This window comes from Pseudomonas sp. ANT_H4 (assembly GCF_008369295.1).
In the GTDB taxonomy this organism is placed as follows: domain Bacteria; phylum Pseudomonadota; class Gammaproteobacteria; order Pseudomonadales; family Pseudomonadaceae; genus Aquipseudomonas.
On the sequence record NZ_VOBG01000011.1, the window covers coordinates 39,118 to 58,107 of the forward strand.

General features: G+C 59.9%; 18 protein-coding genes. 17 read left to right on the forward strand and 1 reads right to left on the reverse strand.

Translation table 11 applies throughout. The features are described from left to right. Positions 1-11 precede the first annotated feature (11 nt). The 5 genes from FQ182_RS15725 to FQ182_RS15745 all read left to right on the forward strand — a co-directional run bounded on the left by FQ182_RS15725 (position 12) and on the right by FQ182_RS15745 (position 4,113). Entirely contained in the window at positions 12-572 is a 561-nt protein-coding gene (locus FQ182_RS15725; protein ID WP_092237371.1) for a DUF2857 domain-containing protein, read from the forward strand. Continuing rightward, on the forward strand, positions 572-1,762 hold the full coding sequence (locus FQ182_RS15730; protein WP_092234966.1) for an STY4528 family pathogenicity island replication protein: 1,191 nt from the start codon (positions 572-574) through the stop codon (positions 1,760-1,762). The genes FQ182_RS15725 and FQ182_RS15730 overlap by 1 nt, the downstream gene beginning before the upstream one ends. Positions 1,763-2,381: 619 nt before the next feature. Continuing rightward, a complete protein-coding gene (locus FQ182_RS15735; RefSeq protein ID WP_092234963.1) occupies positions 2,382-3,209 on the forward strand; it encodes a PFL_4669 family integrating conjugative element protein in 828 nt (275 codons plus the stop codon). Beyond that, complete coding sequence (locus FQ182_RS15740) at positions 3,206-3,721, forward strand: DUF3158 family protein (RefSeq protein ID WP_092234960.1); 516 nt, start codon at positions 3,206-3,208, stop codon at positions 3,719-3,721. Before FQ182_RS15735 ends, FQ182_RS15740 begins: the two co-directional genes overlap by 4 nt. Further along, positions 3,718-4,113 (forward strand): single-stranded DNA-binding protein, encoded by a 396-nt coding sequence (locus FQ182_RS15745; RefSeq protein WP_092234957.1) that lies wholly within the window; start codon positions 3,718-3,720, stop codon positions 4,111-4,113. Before FQ182_RS15740 ends, FQ182_RS15745 begins: the two co-directional genes overlap by 4 nt. Before the next feature lie 201 nt (positions 4,114-4,314). Here the strand turns inward: FQ182_RS15745 and FQ182_RS15750 are convergent, their stop codons facing one another. Continuing rightward, positions 4,315-4,512, reverse strand: a complete 198-nt coding sequence (locus tag FQ182_RS15750) for a hypothetical protein (RefSeq protein ID WP_235861014.1) — start codon at positions 4,510-4,512, stop codon at positions 4,315-4,317. Between the two features lie 463 nt (positions 4,513-4,975). On the opposite strand from FQ182_RS15750, the gene FQ182_RS30710 reads away from it, so the two are divergent. The 12 genes from FQ182_RS30710 (at position 4,976) to FQ182_RS15810 (ending at position 18,988) form a co-directional block, all read left to right on the forward strand. Continuing rightward, positions 4,976-6,019, forward strand: coding sequence for an ATP-binding protein (locus tag FQ182_RS30710; RefSeq protein ID WP_306108727.1), 1,044 nt, complete (start codon positions 4,976-4,978; stop codon positions 6,017-6,019). A 1,671-nt stretch (positions 6,020-7,690) separates the two neighbouring features. Beyond that, positions 7,691-9,715, forward strand: a complete 2,025-nt coding sequence (locus FQ182_RS15760) for a DNA topoisomerase III (RefSeq protein ID WP_092234951.1) — start codon at positions 7,691-7,693, stop codon at positions 9,713-9,715. Positions 9,716-11,251: 1,536 nt separating this feature from the next. Continuing rightward, entirely contained in the window at positions 11,252-11,965 is a 714-nt protein-coding gene (locus FQ182_RS15765; protein ID WP_092234949.1) for an ABC transporter substrate-binding protein, read from the forward strand. 309 nt (positions 11,966-12,274) lie between these two features. Continuing rightward, positions 12,275-13,075, forward strand: coding sequence for a GTPase (locus FQ182_RS15770; protein WP_092234946.1), 801 nt, complete (start codon positions 12,275-12,277; stop codon positions 13,073-13,075). A gap of 83 nt (positions 13,076-13,158) precedes the next feature. After that, a complete protein-coding gene (locus FQ182_RS15775; protein ID WP_092234943.1) occupies positions 13,159-13,521 on the forward strand; it encodes a DUF3085 domain-containing protein in 363 nt (120 codons plus the stop codon). 143 nt (positions 13,522-13,664) lie between these two features. After that, positions 13,665-14,507, forward strand: a complete 843-nt coding sequence (locus tag FQ182_RS15780; protein ID WP_028622303.1) for a Nin-like protein — start codon at positions 13,665-13,667, stop codon at positions 14,505-14,507. Between the two features lie 319 nt (positions 14,508-14,826). Further along, complete coding sequence (locus tag FQ182_RS15785; RefSeq protein WP_092234940.1) at positions 14,827-15,378, forward strand: STY4534 family ICE replication protein; 552 nt, start codon at positions 14,827-14,829, stop codon at positions 15,376-15,378. Between the two features lie 263 nt (positions 15,379-15,641). Further along, positions 15,642-16,469: a DUF932 domain-containing protein gene (locus FQ182_RS15790; RefSeq protein ID WP_092234937.1), complete on the forward strand. Its 828-nt coding sequence runs from the start codon at positions 15,642-15,644 to the stop codon at positions 16,467-16,469. Positions 16,470-16,791: 322 nt separating this feature from the next. Continuing rightward, positions 16,792-17,064 carry a hypothetical protein gene (locus FQ182_RS15795; RefSeq protein WP_092234934.1) on the forward strand — a complete coding sequence of 91 codons (273 nt, stop codon included), beginning with the start codon at positions 16,792-16,794 and terminating at the stop codon, positions 17,062-17,064. A gap of 133 nt (positions 17,065-17,197) precedes the next feature. Further along, positions 17,198-17,506 carry a hypothetical protein gene (locus FQ182_RS15800; RefSeq protein ID WP_092234931.1) on the forward strand — a complete coding sequence of 103 codons (309 nt, stop codon included), beginning with the start codon at positions 17,198-17,200 and terminating at the stop codon, positions 17,504-17,506. Between the two features lie 244 nt (positions 17,507-17,750). Continuing rightward, a complete protein-coding gene (locus tag FQ182_RS15805) occupies positions 17,751-18,335 on the forward strand; it encodes a hypothetical protein (RefSeq protein ID WP_169870711.1) in 585 nt (194 codons plus the stop codon). After that, entirely contained in the window at positions 18,332-18,988 is a 657-nt protein-coding gene (locus tag FQ182_RS15810; RefSeq protein ID WP_028622307.1) for a hypothetical protein, read from the forward strand. The genes FQ182_RS15805 and FQ182_RS15810 overlap by 4 nt, the downstream gene beginning before the upstream one ends. Positions 18,989-18,990: the final 2 nt, after the last annotated feature.

The following is an 18,990-nucleotide window of genomic DNA, read 5'->3' on the forward strand; positions in this document are numbered from 1 at the left end:
GGGCGCCGACCATGCCCGAACCGCATCCGCTCAATCAGGCCGTCATCGCGCAAGCGCTCCACGATTTGCGCAATGGCCAGTTGCGCCGGGCCAAGTCCATGGGATTTGACGATGCTGCTCTGGATGCACTCAAGCATCCGGCCATGGCCAGCCTCCTGGCCAACGCCACCGTCTCATGGTGTTCCGTGAGCGTGAATTCGGAAGTGCTGCGACGCCTTCTGAGCCAGGTAGACAATCTCTCACGGGAAATCGAGGAGATCGATCGGTTCCTGCGACTGGGTGCGAGCACAGAACTCATCAGCAGATTTTATGGCCTGAACCATCAGGAAATCGCCCTCAGGCGCGACGTCATCGGGCTACCGAAACGCAAGGGCCGGCATCCGGTTCTGACAGAAGAGCAGGACTCCGATCTCTGGCATCGCTGGTCTGAAACCGTAAAAGAGCGTGGCACTGCGCTGACCGACGACATGGCCATGCTTGCCATTACAGCTGATCTTGCGGAGTCTACGGGCCTGCCCATCTCTGTCATTTGGAGCGCTATCCGAGGGTGGATTGATGAAGGGCTGATCTGATGGGCAGTCCACGTCATTCACGCGGTCCCGTATCGCTGGGGGAGTTGTTCGATCAGGCGCTGCAGCACATGCCGCCTCCCCCGACCATGGCAGCGGCACCACCAGCTCCGTCTGATGGATTCATCTTCAGTGGTAATCGTCATGACAGCGTGCCACGTGCGTTGTTGCTGGACAATCGACTGACCCCGCTTGAACGAAACGCCTGGCAAGTCTTCCGTCTGCTGCTCAATGATGACGGGGTCACGGCCTTTCCCACTTATGAACAGCTCGCTCCCTGGCTGGCCTCAATGCCGTGTACGACGCGCGCATCCCATGAAACTGTTGCCCGCGCGCTGACCCTGCTAAGGCTGACGCGCTGGATCAGCCTGGTGCGTCGCAGGCGTGACCCGAAGACCGGACGGATATTGGGTAACCTCTATGTGTTGCACGATGAACCCCTGACGCCCTATGAAGCCATCCAGCTCGACGCCGATTATCTGAGGCTGGTCAGCCGGTCCTTGGCCCACGCTAGCAAGTCCATCCAGAGCGTCGGTGTGCATGTGCTGAAAGAAATGGCTGAAGATCCGTTGCTCAGCGGCCAGATGCTTCCCACCCGGTTACAGGTACTGTCGCAGCGCCTGGCCGCGCAGGGTTGGGTTCAGACGGCGACTTATCCACAGCCTGGGGATGCCCACAATTCCGAAGAAGGGCCAGAAAGCCTTCTTCGGAATCAGCCGCGCCCGACTTCGGAATCCGAAGCAGGCGAAAAGCCCAGTAAATCCGGCTCACTTCGGAATCCGAAGACCGATAGTACTGTACGTAAAGAAAAAGAAATAAAAGAAGTACGTACTGTACCGCGCGCGCACGAGTTGGGAGTGCTTCGGCTCCCCGAGCGCTTCCTGTCACTCAAAGCAGAGCAGCAATCAGGCGCACTCGCCGCCCTACAGGCCGTGGATACGCAGTTGCATCAGGCTGTCCTCGACGAATGGGATGCCCGCTGCCAAGCCAGCACGGTACACAATCCCGCCGGGTACTTGTTCGGCATCATCCAGAAAGCCATGCGTAGCGAGTTCCGCGCCTGGGCTGGACAGAAGGCAGCCAGCGTCACGACAGCACCAGAGTCGCAGCCCCAGAAATCACCGCCACCTGCGGACCCCGCCGTGGCACAGGAGCATATCGCCCGTCTGCGGGCACTGATGCGCCTGCCCTGAACACAGCCGTCGCAAACTTTCTAGATGACGAGCATGCCATGACTCGATCTGTCCAAACGCTGCGGCGGCCTGCGCGTGCGTCCACCGAGTGCCAGGGTCGCCTATACCACGGGTATAGCTGAACACGCTGCCTTCCCTGCAATGCATCACTTCCAGCTCCGTGTCATCAGCATGGAGGAGTCCACCAAAGTCCATAGTCGCCTATACCACTGGTATAGTTGAACACACTGCCTTCCCTGCAACGCATCACCTCCAGCCTGGGGGCATTCGCAGGAAGAGTCCACCGAAAGCCACTGTCGCCTATACCACTGGTATAGCTGAACAGACTGCCTTCCCTGCAATGCATCACCACCAGCCCCAGGATCATTCGCCTGAAGAGTCCACCGAAGGCCATGGTCGCCTATACCACTGGTATAGTTGAACACGCAGCCTTCCAGAAACTGCGAAGGGCAATGGTCACGATATACATCTCGCAGCCGGTCAGCCCCGGCGAAGCGCAAGACTTCACGGCAGCCGTGTGAACGCCTAAACAGGCATTCATGCGGTGCGGTTTGATGACTGACACCCTTCCGGTCAATGCCGATGCTGGCGACTCGTTTCCTTACCGAGAGTCGTCACGATGGCCACCGAACCCAAATCTTCCCTGCAGTTGAACCTTGGTTCACTGCGCAGCGCGATGTCGCTGACGCTGCACACCCATCATGCATCCCGCATCTGGCACGGACGCGCGCCCTCCGAGGGCAAACCCGGCATTGTCGGGCTCAACGGCTTTGTCGCCATCATGACCAAGCTCAAACGCGGCGCCGAGCAGGATGATCCCTACTCCGACTGGTGGATGCTGCGCATTGAGGACAAGCTCAGCACCACCAAAGAACAGCTTCAGGCCTTACGCGAACAGGTTGATCAGGCGCTGGCCGATGTGCCGGCTGCACTCAGCCTGGGCGAGAACCTCAACGTCCAGCCGGTAAAGCTGCCGCTGTTCGTGGCCTCGCAGCTCGGCTTCATGGCGGTCTATCTGCTCGCCGACTACGACGATCTGGCCCGGCGTCTGATCCTGGCGCATCACACCGCCTTGATTGACCGCAGCACGCTGGAGCGCTGGCTCAGCGAAGGCGCGCATGCGTTGCGCAGCCTTTTCAGCCTGGCGCAGCAATACCGCTACTCCGGCACGAAGCGTGACGATTTTGCCGCGAACAACGCCGCGGCGCGCGCGGCCCTGGAGAAGTACGGCGAACTGCCGCAGGACGTGCTCGAAGGCACACGCCGTTCACGCTTTGCACCGCCGCTTCTCCATCGCCCTTCTCCGACATCCGCGCCAGGCCTGTCGACAGTTTCAGAGGTTGCGCCAGCCAACGACATTGACACCGTTGAACCAGCCATATCAAACGAGGAGGATCTGGACGGCGGTACACCTGCGTCTGTCGACAGTGAGGACGAACCAGCATGACCGCAGCCAACCGCTTCTTGGCACTAGAACAGGCGGACTTCCAGAGGCTGGAACAGGCTGCCTACCTAAAAGGCCTTTTAAAGCCTTTTAAAGGTAATGGGGAGCTTGCGACCTGGGCCAGCCAGTGCCAAGCGCTGCGGGACGATCTAATCGGACTGGCGCAGCGCAAGGTGCTGTCGCAGGCCCGCAGCCACCCCTTCAACCTGCTTGCCGTGCAACTGGCCCAGCAAACCACTGGCGCAGGCACGACCTTTCTGCGTTGGCGCAACCTCGATCGTTCGCGCATGGGTACTGCTTTGTGGGAGGAGCTGCTTGCCAGCCCCGGCACACCGGCATCGCTGATCGACGACCTCTTCGCCATCGAGGTGCAGCGCATCGTGCTGAACCTGCAGATCAGCCTTACCCACAGTATCGCCCGGCAAACCTCGGCATGCGCCAGCAAGTTGGCCCATGCCGAGGGGGCTTACCAACGGCGTGTCCACGCCACCAACCCCAAGGAGTCACACTCATGAGCACGCATTTCTACGGTGAGGGCAACATCGGTTCGGCGCCAGAATTCCGCGAGTTTCCGAACGGCAATAACGAGCCGCGTAGGCTATTGCGCCTGAATGTCTATTTCGACAACCCTATTCCGACAAAGGACGGTTTTGAAGATCGCGGAGGGTTCTGGGCCCCGGTCGAGATTTGGCATCGCGACGCCGAACGTTGGGCTGCGCTGTACCAGAAGGGCATGCGCGTCCTGGTGGAGGGGCGGGCCGTGAAGGACGATTGGGAGGATGCGGAGGAAAACGAGCGCGTGACCTTCAAGATTGAAGCGCGCCGCGCCGGGATCCTGCCGTATCGCCTTGAGGCGGTCGTGCTTGGGGCCAAACCCGCAGCAGCGGAGCCAGCCGAGAACGAGTGATCATTCCCGCCCTGCGTGCACCTTTCCCGCTGAGCGATTGCGCCAACCACCAGTCGCTCACCGGGCAACAGCCAGCGTCCATGGAGTTCCACTGAGATCCACAGTTCGCGGCACATGGAGAAGCTCCCGGAAAACCAACCTACGGCCTCCATTCGCGGCCCCATTGCTTCCGACTCTTGCAGACTCTCCTCGCTTGCTACATCAGTCGAGATTCTCTGCGATATGGAACACAAGCCTCAGCGGCTCCTTGCTGTCCACGATCTGGTACATCACATCCCGCTTGCTTCTCGGCAGCGTTTTGGCACAGCGCTTCGCCGTATCACGCACGGCGGCATTCGTACCGTGGATGGTCGCCGCCAACAGCAGCACTAGGTATGCATCGGTCAGCGTCTTCGCCATCACCTCACTCTCGTTGCAAATCGCCACTAACACTTGACCCATCACATAGTGTCTTTCTTCGGCTGATCAGGGGGGAGCTTAATGGCCATCACTCGCTGTACCGCCACTTTGCACCCACCCGCTTGGGTCTGGATCATGTCAAATTGCTCCACTGACGTCCACTGAGGTCGCAGCCCGCGGTACATGACGATGCTCCCGACGCGCCATCTCACGACACGTTTGAACCTCCTGAGAACTCCATCACACGCCACTTACGTCGGTCTGATCACGCCCACGCACGCTGAATACGGATGAGCAGTGGCTCGGTTAGGTTTTCGACAAACCCGGTAATCGCCGGCATCAATGATCGCGTGTCCATCCTCTTCCGGTGCACAGATCGAATGCCGGGCGCTTCATTGTGCATCGGCAATGAGATGGACGGCGTATTCATCAATATTTTGACCTAACGCTACAAGGAGGGTCCATGCGTCTGCCATTCGAGCTCGATCCGCAGATCATCCACCACATCATTTACAGCCAGGCGGGCTCCATCGGCAAAGCCCTCATCGAGTTGCTGATGAACTCGGTCGATGCCAGGGCCAGTGCCGTACATCTTTCGCTGTCCCGCACCGGCTTCACCTGCAGCGACGACGGCCAGGGCTTTGCCCGCCGCGAAGATGTCGTTCGGTACTTCGGTCGTTTCGGCACGCCACACGATGAAGGCGACGCCACCTACGGCCGTTTCCGGCTCGGACGCGGCCAAATCATGGCCCATGCCACAACAGTCTGGCGTTCTAACGCCTGGATGATGACCGTCGATACACGGGCGATGGGCTATCACTACGATCTTGACGACCTCCACGACGCGTCGCCGGGCTGCTCGATCTCTGGCGAATGGTACGAAGTCCTGAGTGATGCGGAGCTGATGTCGACCATCCAGGAGGTTCGGGACCTGGTGCGTTACACCCCCGTCAGTGTTGAGCTGAATGGCCGGTGCATCACACGCGATCCCCGCACCGAGCGCTGGGATGCTGAGGACGAATTCGCCTGGTATCGCGTGAAAGCGGACGGTGCTGTCTTCATCTACAACCAGGGCGTACTGGTACGTCACGATCCCGCTCACACGTGGGGCGCGGGCGGCCTCATCGCTTCCAAGAAGGCCATATGCCTGAACGTGTCCCGTACCGAAATCCTGCGCAAGACCTGCCCGGTGTGGAAATCAATTGCCAGGCAATTTGGCCAAATGGCTGACCAGATGGCGTCCCGTCATGGTGACCACCGTAAACCGAGGCTCGCCGTGAAAAATCCGCGCGGGCATTACTTTCGGGCGATGCCAACATCGTTCAAATCTATTCTCAGGAAGAGGTCGTCACGCTTCTGCCCGGCAAGCGGCACGTGTCGTTGGAGGACTTTCTGCGCAAATGCCGCTATAGCCACAACCAGCGGCAAGGCGGAAGGTTCGCGGTCGTCGATAACGCCTTCGATGTCCCGAAGGGTGAAGCCATCGCCCGCGAAGGTATCGCCGTGATCGTTCACCCCAGCACACTCGACCGCTTCGGTTGCTACAACGCACAGGATTTTGTCGAGTGTCTCGTTCGGGTCCATGCCAATCTTCACCACGACGTGGAGCAGAATGGCACACAGTACTGGTGGCTCAACGGCCTCTTCGTTCCGGACTTGCTGGCTTTCTCCACACTGCGCGACGCGTTCATTGAGCGGACCCATATCGTGACGGAAAAAGATGCGCTCGATCACGAGACACGCCGCGCCTGGACGGCGTTGCGTTGGTGCCTGCATCACTACGCCGCCCTGTGCACGGGTGGCCGCCCTGCATACGGGGGGCAGGTCCGTGACGGTAAATCGCTGCATATTCTGCTTGGGCAGTCCAATATTGCCGAGGCATGGACCGATGGCAGCAGCTACATCGCCGTCGACGTCACCCTTGTGAAGCGGCTCAAGTCCAGTCCGCTCAGGACTGCGGCCTACATTTTTTCCCTCATCGAGCACGAGGCTGCCCACGAGGGTGACAGCCTCGACTGCGGCCACGATGAAGCGTTTTATCAGCGCCTCCATGACCTCGCCCTGCAGCACAGCGAGCAACGCCAGCGCTACACGCACATGTGGCTGATGAAGTACACCATGAGTCTGGAGGGTGAAGGGAAGCGCGCGCGTGGCGAGCCCTGGCGTGAACGCTTTCTGATCGACCGTGCCGGCAGCGGTCGGGAGAAACGCGGCCTGCCGCCGACCATCGAAGATGTCAGCAACGACCCTGTCGTGGTCGGTGCGATTCCAGACGAAAACATGGACTTCATCGACTACCAGAACACGCTTCTTACTGTGGCTGACACCGGCTCCCCGGCACCCGACTGGTCGGAGGTCCTGACGCGTGCCGAGGCAGACCAGAAGCTCATTGAGGCGCAGAACCGGGTTGACACAGCACAAAGTGTCGCAGCGCAGCGCCAGCATGACGACGAAACCGCTTATTGGGCCGAGATCGATGCTTATGAGAAAGCCCAGACCGAGGCCGACGAAGCTGCACGGCAGCGATTTTCCACGCTGTTCCATGTACAGGTCGAAGAGGTCCATCCTGACGCTCTGTGCTACCTGATGCGTGAGGATCTGAGCGCTGACCAGCTTCATACCCTGTGGGCTGCAAAGCCCTGGGAGGCTTACGAGCTGGAGGGCTCTGCCTATTACGAATTTGAAGACGGTGACCTCGATGAAGCCGACGGGCACACCGGTCGTCACCGGGCTGCCGAAGACCTGCAGGTGCTGATTCGCCCCGGCGAGACTGCATTGACGCTTGAGCGCAATGCGGCCGCCGCCGGCTTCTTTTGGGTTGATGACTATCTGAAGTGGCGTGAAGAACCCGATGCCTGATCCGAGGGCGGCTGTAGCAGTCTATGGTCGCCTTCAATGCGCCAGATCCTGTCGGCCTGAAAAGCACCGGTCTCTATCAAACACCTCTATACCCAAGGTATAGCGCCATAGACGTCCACTGAACTCCCCGCGCGCGACCAAAACGAAGCCCCTTCTCTGACGATCTCCTAAACGACCCTGGACTCAACTGTCGCAACCTTAATCCCCCCGTTCAAAAAGCCGGTCATTATCGAGTCCACCTTGTTTGCTGTCTCTCGCGCTCTCCCCGGACATGCTGGTACTCATTCGATGAACACCACGCCAACTCCGGGGAGGCTACATGCGCGTGTATCTGTGCGAGAAGCCTTCGCAAGGCAAAGACATTGCCCGCGTGCTGGGTGCGAAACAGCGCGGAACTGGCTGCTACAACGGACCAGGAGTTGTCGTGACCTGGTGCATCGGTCACCTGATCGAAGCCGCACCACCGGAAGCCTACGGCGAACAGTACAAACGCTGGTCGATCGAACAGCTCCCCATTCTTCCCGAGCGCTGGCGCAGCGAGGTCAAGGCCTCTACTGCCGCGCAATTCAAGGTCGTCAAACAGTTGCTCGGCCAGGCCAGCGAGCTGGTGATTGCCACCGATGCCGATCGCGAAGGCGAGATGATCGCTCGCGAGATTATCGAGCTATGCGGCTACCGTGGCTCCATTCAACGGCTGTGGCTGTCTGCACTGAATGACGCCTCCATTCGCAAGGCCCTGGGAGCGCTCAAGCCTTCGAATGAGACCCTGCCGCTGTATTACTCGGCACTCGCCCGCTCTCGCGCCGATTGGTTGATCGGCATGAACCTCAGCCGATTATTCACTGTGCTCGGCCGCCAAGCCGGCTACCAGGACGTCCTCTCAGTCGGTCGTGTGCAGACGCCCACGCTGCGTCTTGTGGTTGGTCGCGACCGCGAGATCGCCCGGTTCGTGTCTGTTCCGTTTTGGTCCGTCGAAGTGCAGCTATCGCACATCGGCAATTCTTTCACCGCTAACTGGATGCCGCCCCATGCCACCACAGACACTGCAGGTCGGTGCCTGGCCCAACGAACCGCTCAGCAGGCAGTAAGCAAAATCGGCGGCGCTCGTGAGGCTCAGGTGCTGTCGGTGGAAACCGAGCGGGTCCGCGAAGTCGCGCCTCTCCCGTTCGACCTCAGCACGCTGCAGGAAGTCTGCTCGCGCCAGTTTGGTCTCGACGTGCAAGAAACACTGGACATCGCGCAAGCGCTGTACGAGACGCACAAGGCGACCACCTATCCCCGCTCGGATTCCGGCTACCTGCCGGAGAGCATGCTGGCCGAGGTGCCGACAGTGCTCGACGCCATGCTTGCCAGCGATCCCGGCCTGCGCCCATTGTTCGACCAACTCGACCGCACCCAACGCTCACGCGCCTGGAACGATGCGAAAGTCACTGCTCACCATGGCATCATTCCCACGCTGGAACCGACCAACCTTTCTGCCATGTCGGAGAAGGAGCGGGCCGTTTATGGGCTCATCCGTTCGCATTACCTGGCGCAGTTTCTACCTCACCATGAATTCGACAGAACAGTCGCCACCTTGTCAGCCGGCGGCCAGACACTGCAGGCGACGGGTAAGCAGGTTGCCGTCCTGGGATGGCACCGGGCGCTAATCAACAGCGGGCCGGGCACACCCGGCGGTGCGGACGACGAGCCAGCCCAACGCAGCCAGATCCTGCCGCCGCTATCCGAGGGTACACATTGCCAAGTCGGCTCTGTCGATCTGAAAGCGCTGAAAACACTGCCGCCCAAGCCGTTCACGCAGGGTGAGTTGATCAAAGCCATGAAGGGTGTCGCCAAACTGGTGACAGACCCACGCCTGAAACAGAAGTTGAAGGAAACCACGGGCATCGGCACCGAGGCCACCCGAGCAAACATTATCAATGGCTTGTTGAGCCGAAGCTTCCTGATCAAAAAAGGTCGATCCGTCCGCGCCTCCGAAGCGGCTTTCACGCTGATCGACGCTGTTCCAGCGGCCATTGCCGACCCGGGCACGACCGCTATCTGGGAACAGGCACTGGACATGATCGAATCCGGGCAGTTGACCCTGGACACCTTCATTGCGAAACAGTCGGCCTGGATCACGCAACTGATCCAGCAATACAGCGGCACCACCCTGGCGATCCGGATCCCGGAAGGCCCTGCCTGCCCTCTGTGCGGCGGCGCTACACGCCAGCGAACCGGCAAAACCGGTCCCTTTTGGTCGTGCAACCGTTATCCCGACTGTAAAGGCACCGTAGCGATCGAATCGTCCAGTGGCAAGCGAGCCGCTCCGCGCAAGCGGCGGACCGCTCCCAGGGCTTCCTGAAGCCTGCCAGACACGTCCTGCCCCAGCCGCACTTTCCAGCGGTTGTCAGGCATGGCCCCGCGACCCGCGGGGCGTCCCAAGCATGTCCCCGCCTTCTGCAATGGCATGTCCCTCTCCTGCGACTCGCGTCGCCGAGAGGATTGAAGGTGCTTTCCTGACCGGCCAGATAACACGGCCTGCTGATCGGCACTCTCTACGTCCGGCCCGAAGGGTCTCCTGGCGCCTTGTGCGCGAGATGCCAGGAGACCCTTCGGGGACGACGGTGTTCGCCCCCGGTGCCCGCCGGTGAAACAACGGGCTCCTTTTGTGCGCGGATGTGCGCCGAAAGATATCGACCCCAACCACGAAACGGGTCGGGTGCGATCTGCTCCAGCGACAGGCGTTGACGACGGCCAAGTCCCTGCGACAGCCACAGGTGGTTTTCCTGTCCCCCGCTGGAGGCGTAATGCCTCCAGCGCCTTGTTCCTCTCCGCATCTTGAACGCCGTCTGCCTGCGGGCTGTCCAGAACCGGGTGACTTCGCCACAACCAGAACAGAAGATGGACACATGCACCTTCAACCCCTTCGGTACGGCAGCATGTGCCGCCGCATCAAAGTCATGAACTTGACCGCCGAACAGGGAGAGTGGCATGTCGCCATAAATTAGGCGTCAGCACCGGTAATGATGACAAAAGCCCCATACCGGTGCCGAACTACGACCCTATTTCTGCTACTACGGGAATACCCCGGCACAGCGGACAGGTACCAATGACGGGGGCGCCGGCTAATGCCCAAGGAGTGCCGCCGCTTTTAAGGCATACCGGACGACTACACCCTGGTGCCGTATCGCGTGCACCTCGCTGCAAAGCCATTGGCAACTCAATGGCCGTGCCTTGCGGCCTAGCTCGGACGACACCTGCAACAGGTCTTGCAATAACAGGGGCGCGCAAAAAGCCCATTGTCGGCAGACGCCATGAAGCCGCTTTGCCATTCTGCCACCATCTGTTGCTAACTCCGGTCAGCACCATGCCAGCAGCCACGGTCCCCAGGCTGCGACGTGGAGGTTCCACGTAGACCGATCCAGTCCGCTTCGCATCGTTTTACGCGGATGTGCGCCACACCTAGCGCCGATGCTCTTCATTCCCGCGCAACCCCGCGTTTCTTCATTCGACGCATGGCACTGACCCGTTCAGAACTGCCGTCGTGTCGGCTTACGCGAATTCAATCCACCGCGGCCACGGCTGCCTCATCAACAACGAGGTGATATTCCACCCACGACTCAGCACAGGCACTGAATCTCGGCGAACAACTGCGCGAGGCCGTGCTGCAGAACCAGATCGATGAAACATCGTGCCTACTCAAGCGCTAGACGGTGAGCCTGCTTGTCGGCATCTCCGACCTGCATATTCGAGCGATCCTGCGAGCGCGCGTTGCGCAGCTTCTGCTTGATACGTCCGACGCTGAGTGCTTCGACTGAAGCACCTGCATTTATTCACCCACAGGGACCCGATCCTCAGTTGGGGATGGGCTCCGCCTAACCTCTGCTGGAGAAATACCATGTCTCAGACTCCCAATCCTTTCATCCGCGGCTACCAAAACCTGCATGTCGTTCGTACTCTCTGCATCACCTATGAGGACGACAGCCCGCCCGTATGGCGGCAACTTCATCCCAGCCAAGCACACCTTCTGGACGATCAAATCGCGCAGTTTCCCTGCATTCTCTGCAATGACTTCGTCCTGATCACGGAGGGCCAGGAGGTCGGAGACGACCTTGAGGCACAGTGCCAAACCGAAGGCATCGTCCGCTCTGTGGTCTACGCCGTCCTCGGCAGCGATGCCGGGCAGCCCATCCACATCGGCGATACCTACGCCGCTGAGGACGCACGGGAAGTTGTACGGCGCCTGACTTTTGAGACCGGCTTCTACAGCCGATGCTGGGAAATCAGCACGGCGCACATCACCGAAGAAGCTGGTTGCTACCTGACAGAGCTTGCAGACATCGCCACGCCGATCGGCTTTCTGTTCGTCGTTTTCCGGATCCCATACAGCCCGGCGATCGGCGTCAAGGTGATTGCCACGCCCTGGACCGATGCCAACCTGCAGTACGTCGAAGGCATCACCGCCGAGCAGTTGCGGCAGGAACAATGCGACAAAGGCATGCCAGAGTCGCTGGTGAATGTTCTTCATCTGGCCGCGCTGGCTGATGTCCGCATCCTGATCTTCGACGCCGACGCACCGGTACTCGACGGCTTGCCGTTGTACGAAGAATGACTCTTGCCACGACATACCTTCTAGCCCCTCAACCGAGGGGCTTTTTTCTGCCCGGATGAAACAACCAATGCGGGGCACCCCGGTTGCCGATTGACGCGGGCCTGCCGCCGCATGGCGATGTCATTCTGCGCACAGGTTTGCTGGCGTAGCCGGCACCATCCCAGGTAGTCGAGACCTTCAAGACTTCGGTGCGGCTTTGCGCGCTGGTCACTGTACTCCCTGATGCACGCAGCATCTATTTACTCACCCCCCAAGGGATACCCTCCCTTGCGGGCAGGAGTCCCTTGTTTTCCTCAAAGGAGTCTCCCCATGGATCACTCATCCATTCGCACGCAGATACCAGCGTTGGTGTCGGCCCATGTTCCGCGCAATGTTCGCAGCTTCAAGTTCCGCATCTACGAAGACCTTCCGCAGGAATCCTCGCTCGGCTTCCGTATGGACCCGCAGCCCTTCGAGGGCAAAGTTGTCGCCAAGACCGATCAGGTCATTGTGATCAAGACCGGTCGTGCCGAATTCGCCGTACTGGATCGCCACCAGGTGAGCCAGGAGCCCGACGAAGGTATCAAGGTACAAGTCCAACCCTATGTCCGTCGCCGCTTCGACGGTCTTCGCGCGGATACGCCCGAAGAGCGCACAGAAGTGGCCTCGGACGGCACTCCCTACACGGTGAAGACACACATTCTCGGATCAGCACCGGCCAAGTTGCCGGCTCCTGAACTGCGTTGCCCGGAGTTGCAGGAGCTCGTTCATCAACTGGAGCAACTGCCCGCTCCCGATGGTTTCCGGCGCATCACCCACCTCCTGGTGGATGCCGAGGCCAGGGATTTCACCTGGGTTGACCCGTTACCCAACAACATCATCGAGACGCCACCCGCGATCAGCTTCACGGTCTCCACGGAGAAATTCCAGGGCCGCGTCACGGTGCTCTATGACCGTGCTGGCGACCATTACGCCGTGGAGTTGCGCCACGCTGATGAACTCATCCAGCGCGTGGACGAGGTGTACTTCGACATGCTCGGCGAAACGCTGGAACACCTGATCGACGACGGGCATTGGCGGCAGATCCAGGTGGAAATCCTGTCGGACGGGCGCAAGCCGATTCGGCACTGATCAGTCGGCCAACGCCACTCCTTACCTGTCCAGCTTCCTGCCTTCTTGGCGGGAAGCATTTTCCTCAAGCAATGGAGATCACCATGTTGCGATTCAAAGGTACAAATTTGCGTCCCGTGCTGGCCGAGGCTATCGCTCACAAGGGCCGCCTCATCCTCGCCAAGGATCATGGGGTGTATTTCCTGGCCGAGTTCGGCGAGCGTACACCCGATGGGCAGCAAAAACTGCTGGCCTACGCCGTTGGCTGCGATCCCGACATCGATCCGTTCGATAACTGGTGGGAACTCGCCCGCACCGAGCTTGGCGGGGATGACTTCGGGGAGTTTCTTGATCCCCACGATGTTGTCTTCACCCGCATCCTCAACAGTGAAGACGATCTTGAATTGTCGGCCACGCCGATACAGCTTTCGCTGCGAGCCGTTGCGTCCAAGCCAGGTAAAGGCTAGCTCACCACCTGATCACAAAGCCTCCATCCGGGGGCTTTTTCTGAACAGCGGCCATGTGACCGCATGCCTGTCTCTCGTTCCTTTCACAAGGAGCGCCCTCTGCCGTCGGTGCCCGCCGGCACGCCAGCCTGGAGACAGCCCACATGCGCGACCCGTTCAAGATCGACCAGCCCACCTGTATCAGTTTCAGCGCTGGTCGCACCAGCGCCTACATGCTGTGGCGAGTGTTGCAAGCCAATGCGGGCCGGCCTATCGATACCGTGGTCTGCTTCGCCAACACCGGCAAGGAAGTGGAGGCCACGCTGCGTTTCGTGCGCGAGTGCAGCATACGGTGGCAGGTGCCGATCCAATGGCTCGAATACCGCGATGCGTTGCCCGGCTTCGCGGTGGTCGATTTCGCAAGCGCCAGCCGGCAAGGCGAACCCTTCGAGGCGCTAATCCGCAAGCGCCAGTACCTGCCCAACCCGGTAGCTCGGGGCTGCACCACCTCCCTGAAAATCCGTGCAATGCACAAGTTCGTACGCAGTTTGGGCTGGACCGATTGGGATCAGTTCATCGGCATCCGGGCTGACGAGCAGCGCCGCGTGGCGAAGATCAGGACGCGCGGTCATTCCACAGAGTCCAGCAGAGAGACGATGTGCATGCCGTTGGCCGAGGCTGGCGTGAGCGTGCGCGAGGTGACCGCCTTCTGGCAGGCCCAGCCCTTCGATCTGGAATTGCTGACCGTGAACGGCCGCACGCTCGAAGGCAACTGCGACCTGTGCTTTCTCAAGCCACAGGGACAGCGGCTGGCACTGATCAAGGCCAAACCGGGGTCCGCCGTCTGGTGGATACGTATGGAGTCTTTGAATCTTGCCAGCAAACCCAGCGGCGCGCGCTTTCGCAACGATGGCCCGACCTATGCCGACTTGGCCCGATTCGCCGCCCACCAGCGCGACATGTTCGATTCCGACAAAGAGTCCATCGCCTGTTTTTGTGGTGACTGAACAATGGGGATGCGCGCCAGTACCGATTTCCGGTAGCGGGCACATCGCACGGGTGCCACGTTACAGCCATGTTCCGCTGACGTTGTCAGCAACATGCCCAGGTGGTCACGATCTTCAAGACTACGGCGCGGTTCCGTCCGCGTTGATCAATCCAGTTCGCACTCGGCATCCCAGATGCGAACGCCCATCGAGTCTTCGATGGTGATGCCAATCTAGTTGTACCGGATCCCAGGATCCATCAACCCACGCGGGGGTTACACACCTCCCGTCCGGGTCGGTGTGTCTCCGCACTCTTGTCCTTCAAGTCTGGAGATTCACCATGACCACTTCATCCGAAAAAACCTTTTTTGATCTTCACATCACCGGCCTCGGTTATCTCAATCGCGTTCGCGAAGTGAAGCCAAAGAAAGGTGATCCGTTCCTGGCCTGCGATATCGCAGCGCTCAATGGTCCGAGCGACGACGTCTCGTACGTGCGTTTTGATACGCGCGTTTCGGGCTCGGAAGCACAACATCTGGTTCGTCGCTGCATCGAGGCCGTCGAGGCTGAGAAGAAAGTGATGATCGGGTTCCGACTCAGCGACCTGTGGGCCGACACCTTCACTTACTCCAAAGGTAAACGTGCAGGCGAACAGGGCGTGAGCTTCAAGGCCCGTCTGTTGTTCATCAGTTGGATCAAGGTCGACAGTGCTTTGGTTTACAAAGCCGAGCCGAAATCGACCAAGGCCGATGAAAGCGAATCGCAAGCCCCTGCGGCTTCCGAAACGCCTGTCACCCAGGAAGCACCCGGCTCGGAAACCTCCGAGCCTGTCGCAGAACCTGTCGACGAAGCCACCGATGCGCAAGCACCAGCACTGGCCGAGTCGTTCTAATCCGTAACGCCGGGGTGGTCCTTCGATTCAACCCTCGTGGGGTTGACTTCGGGCCGACATAAGCCCCGGCCTTCCTTCATTGCCTGAATGGGTTATTACGCCAATGGCGTATCCATCCGCATCGGTACGACCGACATGCAGATGGGTTTCTCCCTGCCAATTTTCGTCCAGCCCCTGCATTGCAGGGCTTTTGTCCTATGCACTCGTGTTCGCCTGGCTCCATGCCAGTCGTTGCCGGCTGCTCAATTTTCAAGGAGTTTGTCATGCAACTTGCATCTCGTTTTGCATCACGTTCCCCAGTGCTACGTGCTGATCATCCGCTGTCCGATGACCAGATCCGCGCAATCGCCCCTTCCATCTTCGCGGAAAACCCGCATGAAAGCCGTTCCGAGCGGTACAGCTACATACCGACCTGCGCTGTACTGGCGAAACTACGCGATGAAGGGTTCGAGCCCTTCATGGTGTGCCAGACCCGCGTGCGTCACGAAGACCGTCGTGAATTCACCAAGCACATGCTCCGGCTTCGTCATGCGAGCCAGATCAATGGCAAAGAGGCCAATGAAATTATCTTGCTCAATAGTCACGACGGCACGAGCAGCTATCAGATGCTGGCTGGCATGTTCCGCTTCGTCTGCCAAAACGGTCTGGTGTGCGGCAACATCGTCGGCGACGTCCGTGTGCCTCACAAGGGCAACGTGACGGAACATGTCATCGAGGGCGCCTATGAAGTCCTGCGTGGCTTCGACCAGGTACAGGACTCCCACGAAGCCATGCGAGCTATCACGCTCGACGATGGCGAAGCAGAGGTCTTTGCGCGCTCGGCACTGATGCTCAAGTACGACAGCCCGGACAAGGTGCTGCCGATCACTGAAAGCCAGGTGTTGGCGACACGCCGGTTCGATGACCAACGCACGGATCTGTGGTCGGTGTTTAACCGAGTACAGGAAAATCTGGTCAAAGGAGGTCTGTCTAGTCGGACCGCCAACGGTCGCCATCAACGCACACGCCCTGTGCAAGGCATCGATCAGAACGTGCGCCTCAATCGGGCGTTGTGGTTGCTGGCCGAAGGTCTGCGGCAACTCAAAGCTTGACCGCACGCTGACTGCGCCCACTCCGGGCAGAGTCCGCGGTTCTCACACATCGTTCCTGCCAGAGCGTTCTTCAATCCCCAAGGGGCTGTACTGGCCTCGCGGGCTGGTGCCGTCCCTGCTTCTTCGAAAGGACATCACCATGCCTCATGTATCCGCCATCCAACCGCTACTGCGCATCGACGAATACCCAGACCTGATGGCCGACGGCTGTGCTAGTGATGTTTGTCTCCCGGTAGCCCTCGTGTCGCCTCAATCCACAATCGGAAGCAACCGCCTGTTCAAAGGTAGGCGATCGATTTCTTCATCCCAAAGGAGCTTTACCATGAACCTTCGATACCTTCCACGTCTGCGCTCCGCGCGGCCCTCCTCTGCCCCCAGGTTTTCAAGCGGCCCCCTGAAGCTCAGCGACAGAATGCAGTCGCTGGACAGCAAGGGACTGATCGCCCCCCAACGCTTTCTGCATCGCCATTTGCACGGTGACTGGGGCGAACTTGATGAGTCTGAGCGCCGTGCCACCAGTGCTGCTCTTGAGTCCGGGGGCATTGCCCTCACGCTATCAAGTGACGCCACGATTGGCGTTGGTGGTTATCACTGACGAGCAACGCAGTCTCACGATCATTCAATTACTCGTCGAGGCAGTTGCACCCTGAAGGCCGAGATTGTCGGTTTATCCACCTGTTGGGGCCCATCACCCCAAGGGTGCTGTGGTCCTCAACAAGGAGACTTCCATGGCACATTCATCCAGAAACCACCGCCGCCACTCCAAGCTGCTGTTTCCGGTTGGCGCGTTGATCTTCAGCAAGGGCGTCGATCGCCTGATGCGTGAAGGTCGCCTTGATCCAATGCCGTTCTTTCAACGTCATGCGCATGGCGACTGGGGCCAGGTTTCCGACGAGACCTGGTACGCCAACAACGCCGCGCTGAAGATCGACGGGCAGCTCAATTCATTCTACGTGGTCACCCGCGAAATCCGCCTTAGCATCATGTCCGAGGCCGACCGCAGTGCCACCATGATCCGGCTACCGTCGGAACGCTGAGGCCGCTCTTGCAATTATCTACCGACTTCCGGTCGCCAGTACCGGTCAGTCACTTTTTTCACCGCCCCGGGGCCTAACTCGGCCCCTGCCCCCCCTGCCCCCCCTGTCCCCCTTGGCCTAAGGCAGAGTTTCCGAGCGAGGTCAAAGGCATGATCAATCTGGTGACTCGGCGAATCCTATTGTTTGCTGATACACCGGCCTTGTGAGGCGATGGTGTCGGTTCCACGCTCCAGAGAACTGACCGATGCCAGCATTCAGCCAAAATCACCCCAGCAGGGTCTTACTCTGCCTGCTGATGACAGCCGCTCTGGCCAGTTGCACGACGGCATCCGCTCCGACTCCACCCACTTCGGTTGAACCCGCAGAGAAAGGTCCCAGCACGTCCACGCGCGGGGTGCCGGAGTTCATCTCAGTGGTGCGTTATGGTCGGTACACCCTGGTCGAGTTGGCTCCGGTATCAGCGCAACAGGACCTGCTGCTTCAGGTCGTCGACGTGACCGTTCCCGGCACACGCACAGCCACCGTTGGGGACGCCCTGCGTCATGTCCTGCTCCGTTCTGGCTACCAGTTGTGTTCCAGCAGTGATATCGCAGCGCTGAATGCGCTCCCGCTACCGGCTTCGCACTACCGACTGGGCCCGCTGTTATTGCGTGATGCCCTGCTCACGCTGGCCGGTCCTGCCTGGGATCTGGAGGTCGACGACGGCGCACGCCGGATCTGCTTCACACGCGCAGTGCAGCCCACCACCGGTGGTGCACTTCCCCAATCCGGACCGGTCGCCCCTGTCGACATAGCGCGGCCTCCATTGAAAACGGAGGCCAGGCCATGAGGGGATTTCAATCCACCCCAGGCGACTCCCTCAGCATGCTGTTACGTGCGGCCAGCATCGCATGGCTGACCCTCATCAGCGCAGCCACGATCGTCAACCACGTCTCGCTGTCGAGTCTGGCCACCCAGGCCAGAGCCAACGCTCAGGCCAGCCAGGTTGTTGCCCTGGAAACCCGTCTGACTGAGCTGAGCCAGCGCCTCGACTCATTGCAGAAACAGCCTGTCGCCTTGACCCAAGCCCATTATGAGGCTGATAGCAAAGCTCTTGCCCAACGGATGACCGCCGTTGAAAGCGGGCTTGATCAGCGTCTGACAGCAGCCAGCCTTTCCTCCCTGGAAACACGCATCGACCAATTGACCAGTCGTCTGGATAAACCCAACCAGACGACTCCAGTATCGGTACGCGCCCGTGTGATACACCCGACAAAACCGACCCAAGCAGCGAGCCTACCGTTCACGGTTATGGGGACCGAGCTTCGCGGCGGCGAACGATTCCTGTCGATCCTGCCAACCGGCACTACCGCCTTTTCCGAGATACGCGTCCTGCGTCCCGGTGAGACCGACAGCGGCTGGCGCCTGCAAGCCATCGATGGCCAGACCGCCGTGTTCCAGCGCGAGAACGGTGGCCAGATGCACCGATTGACGCTGCCATAGGG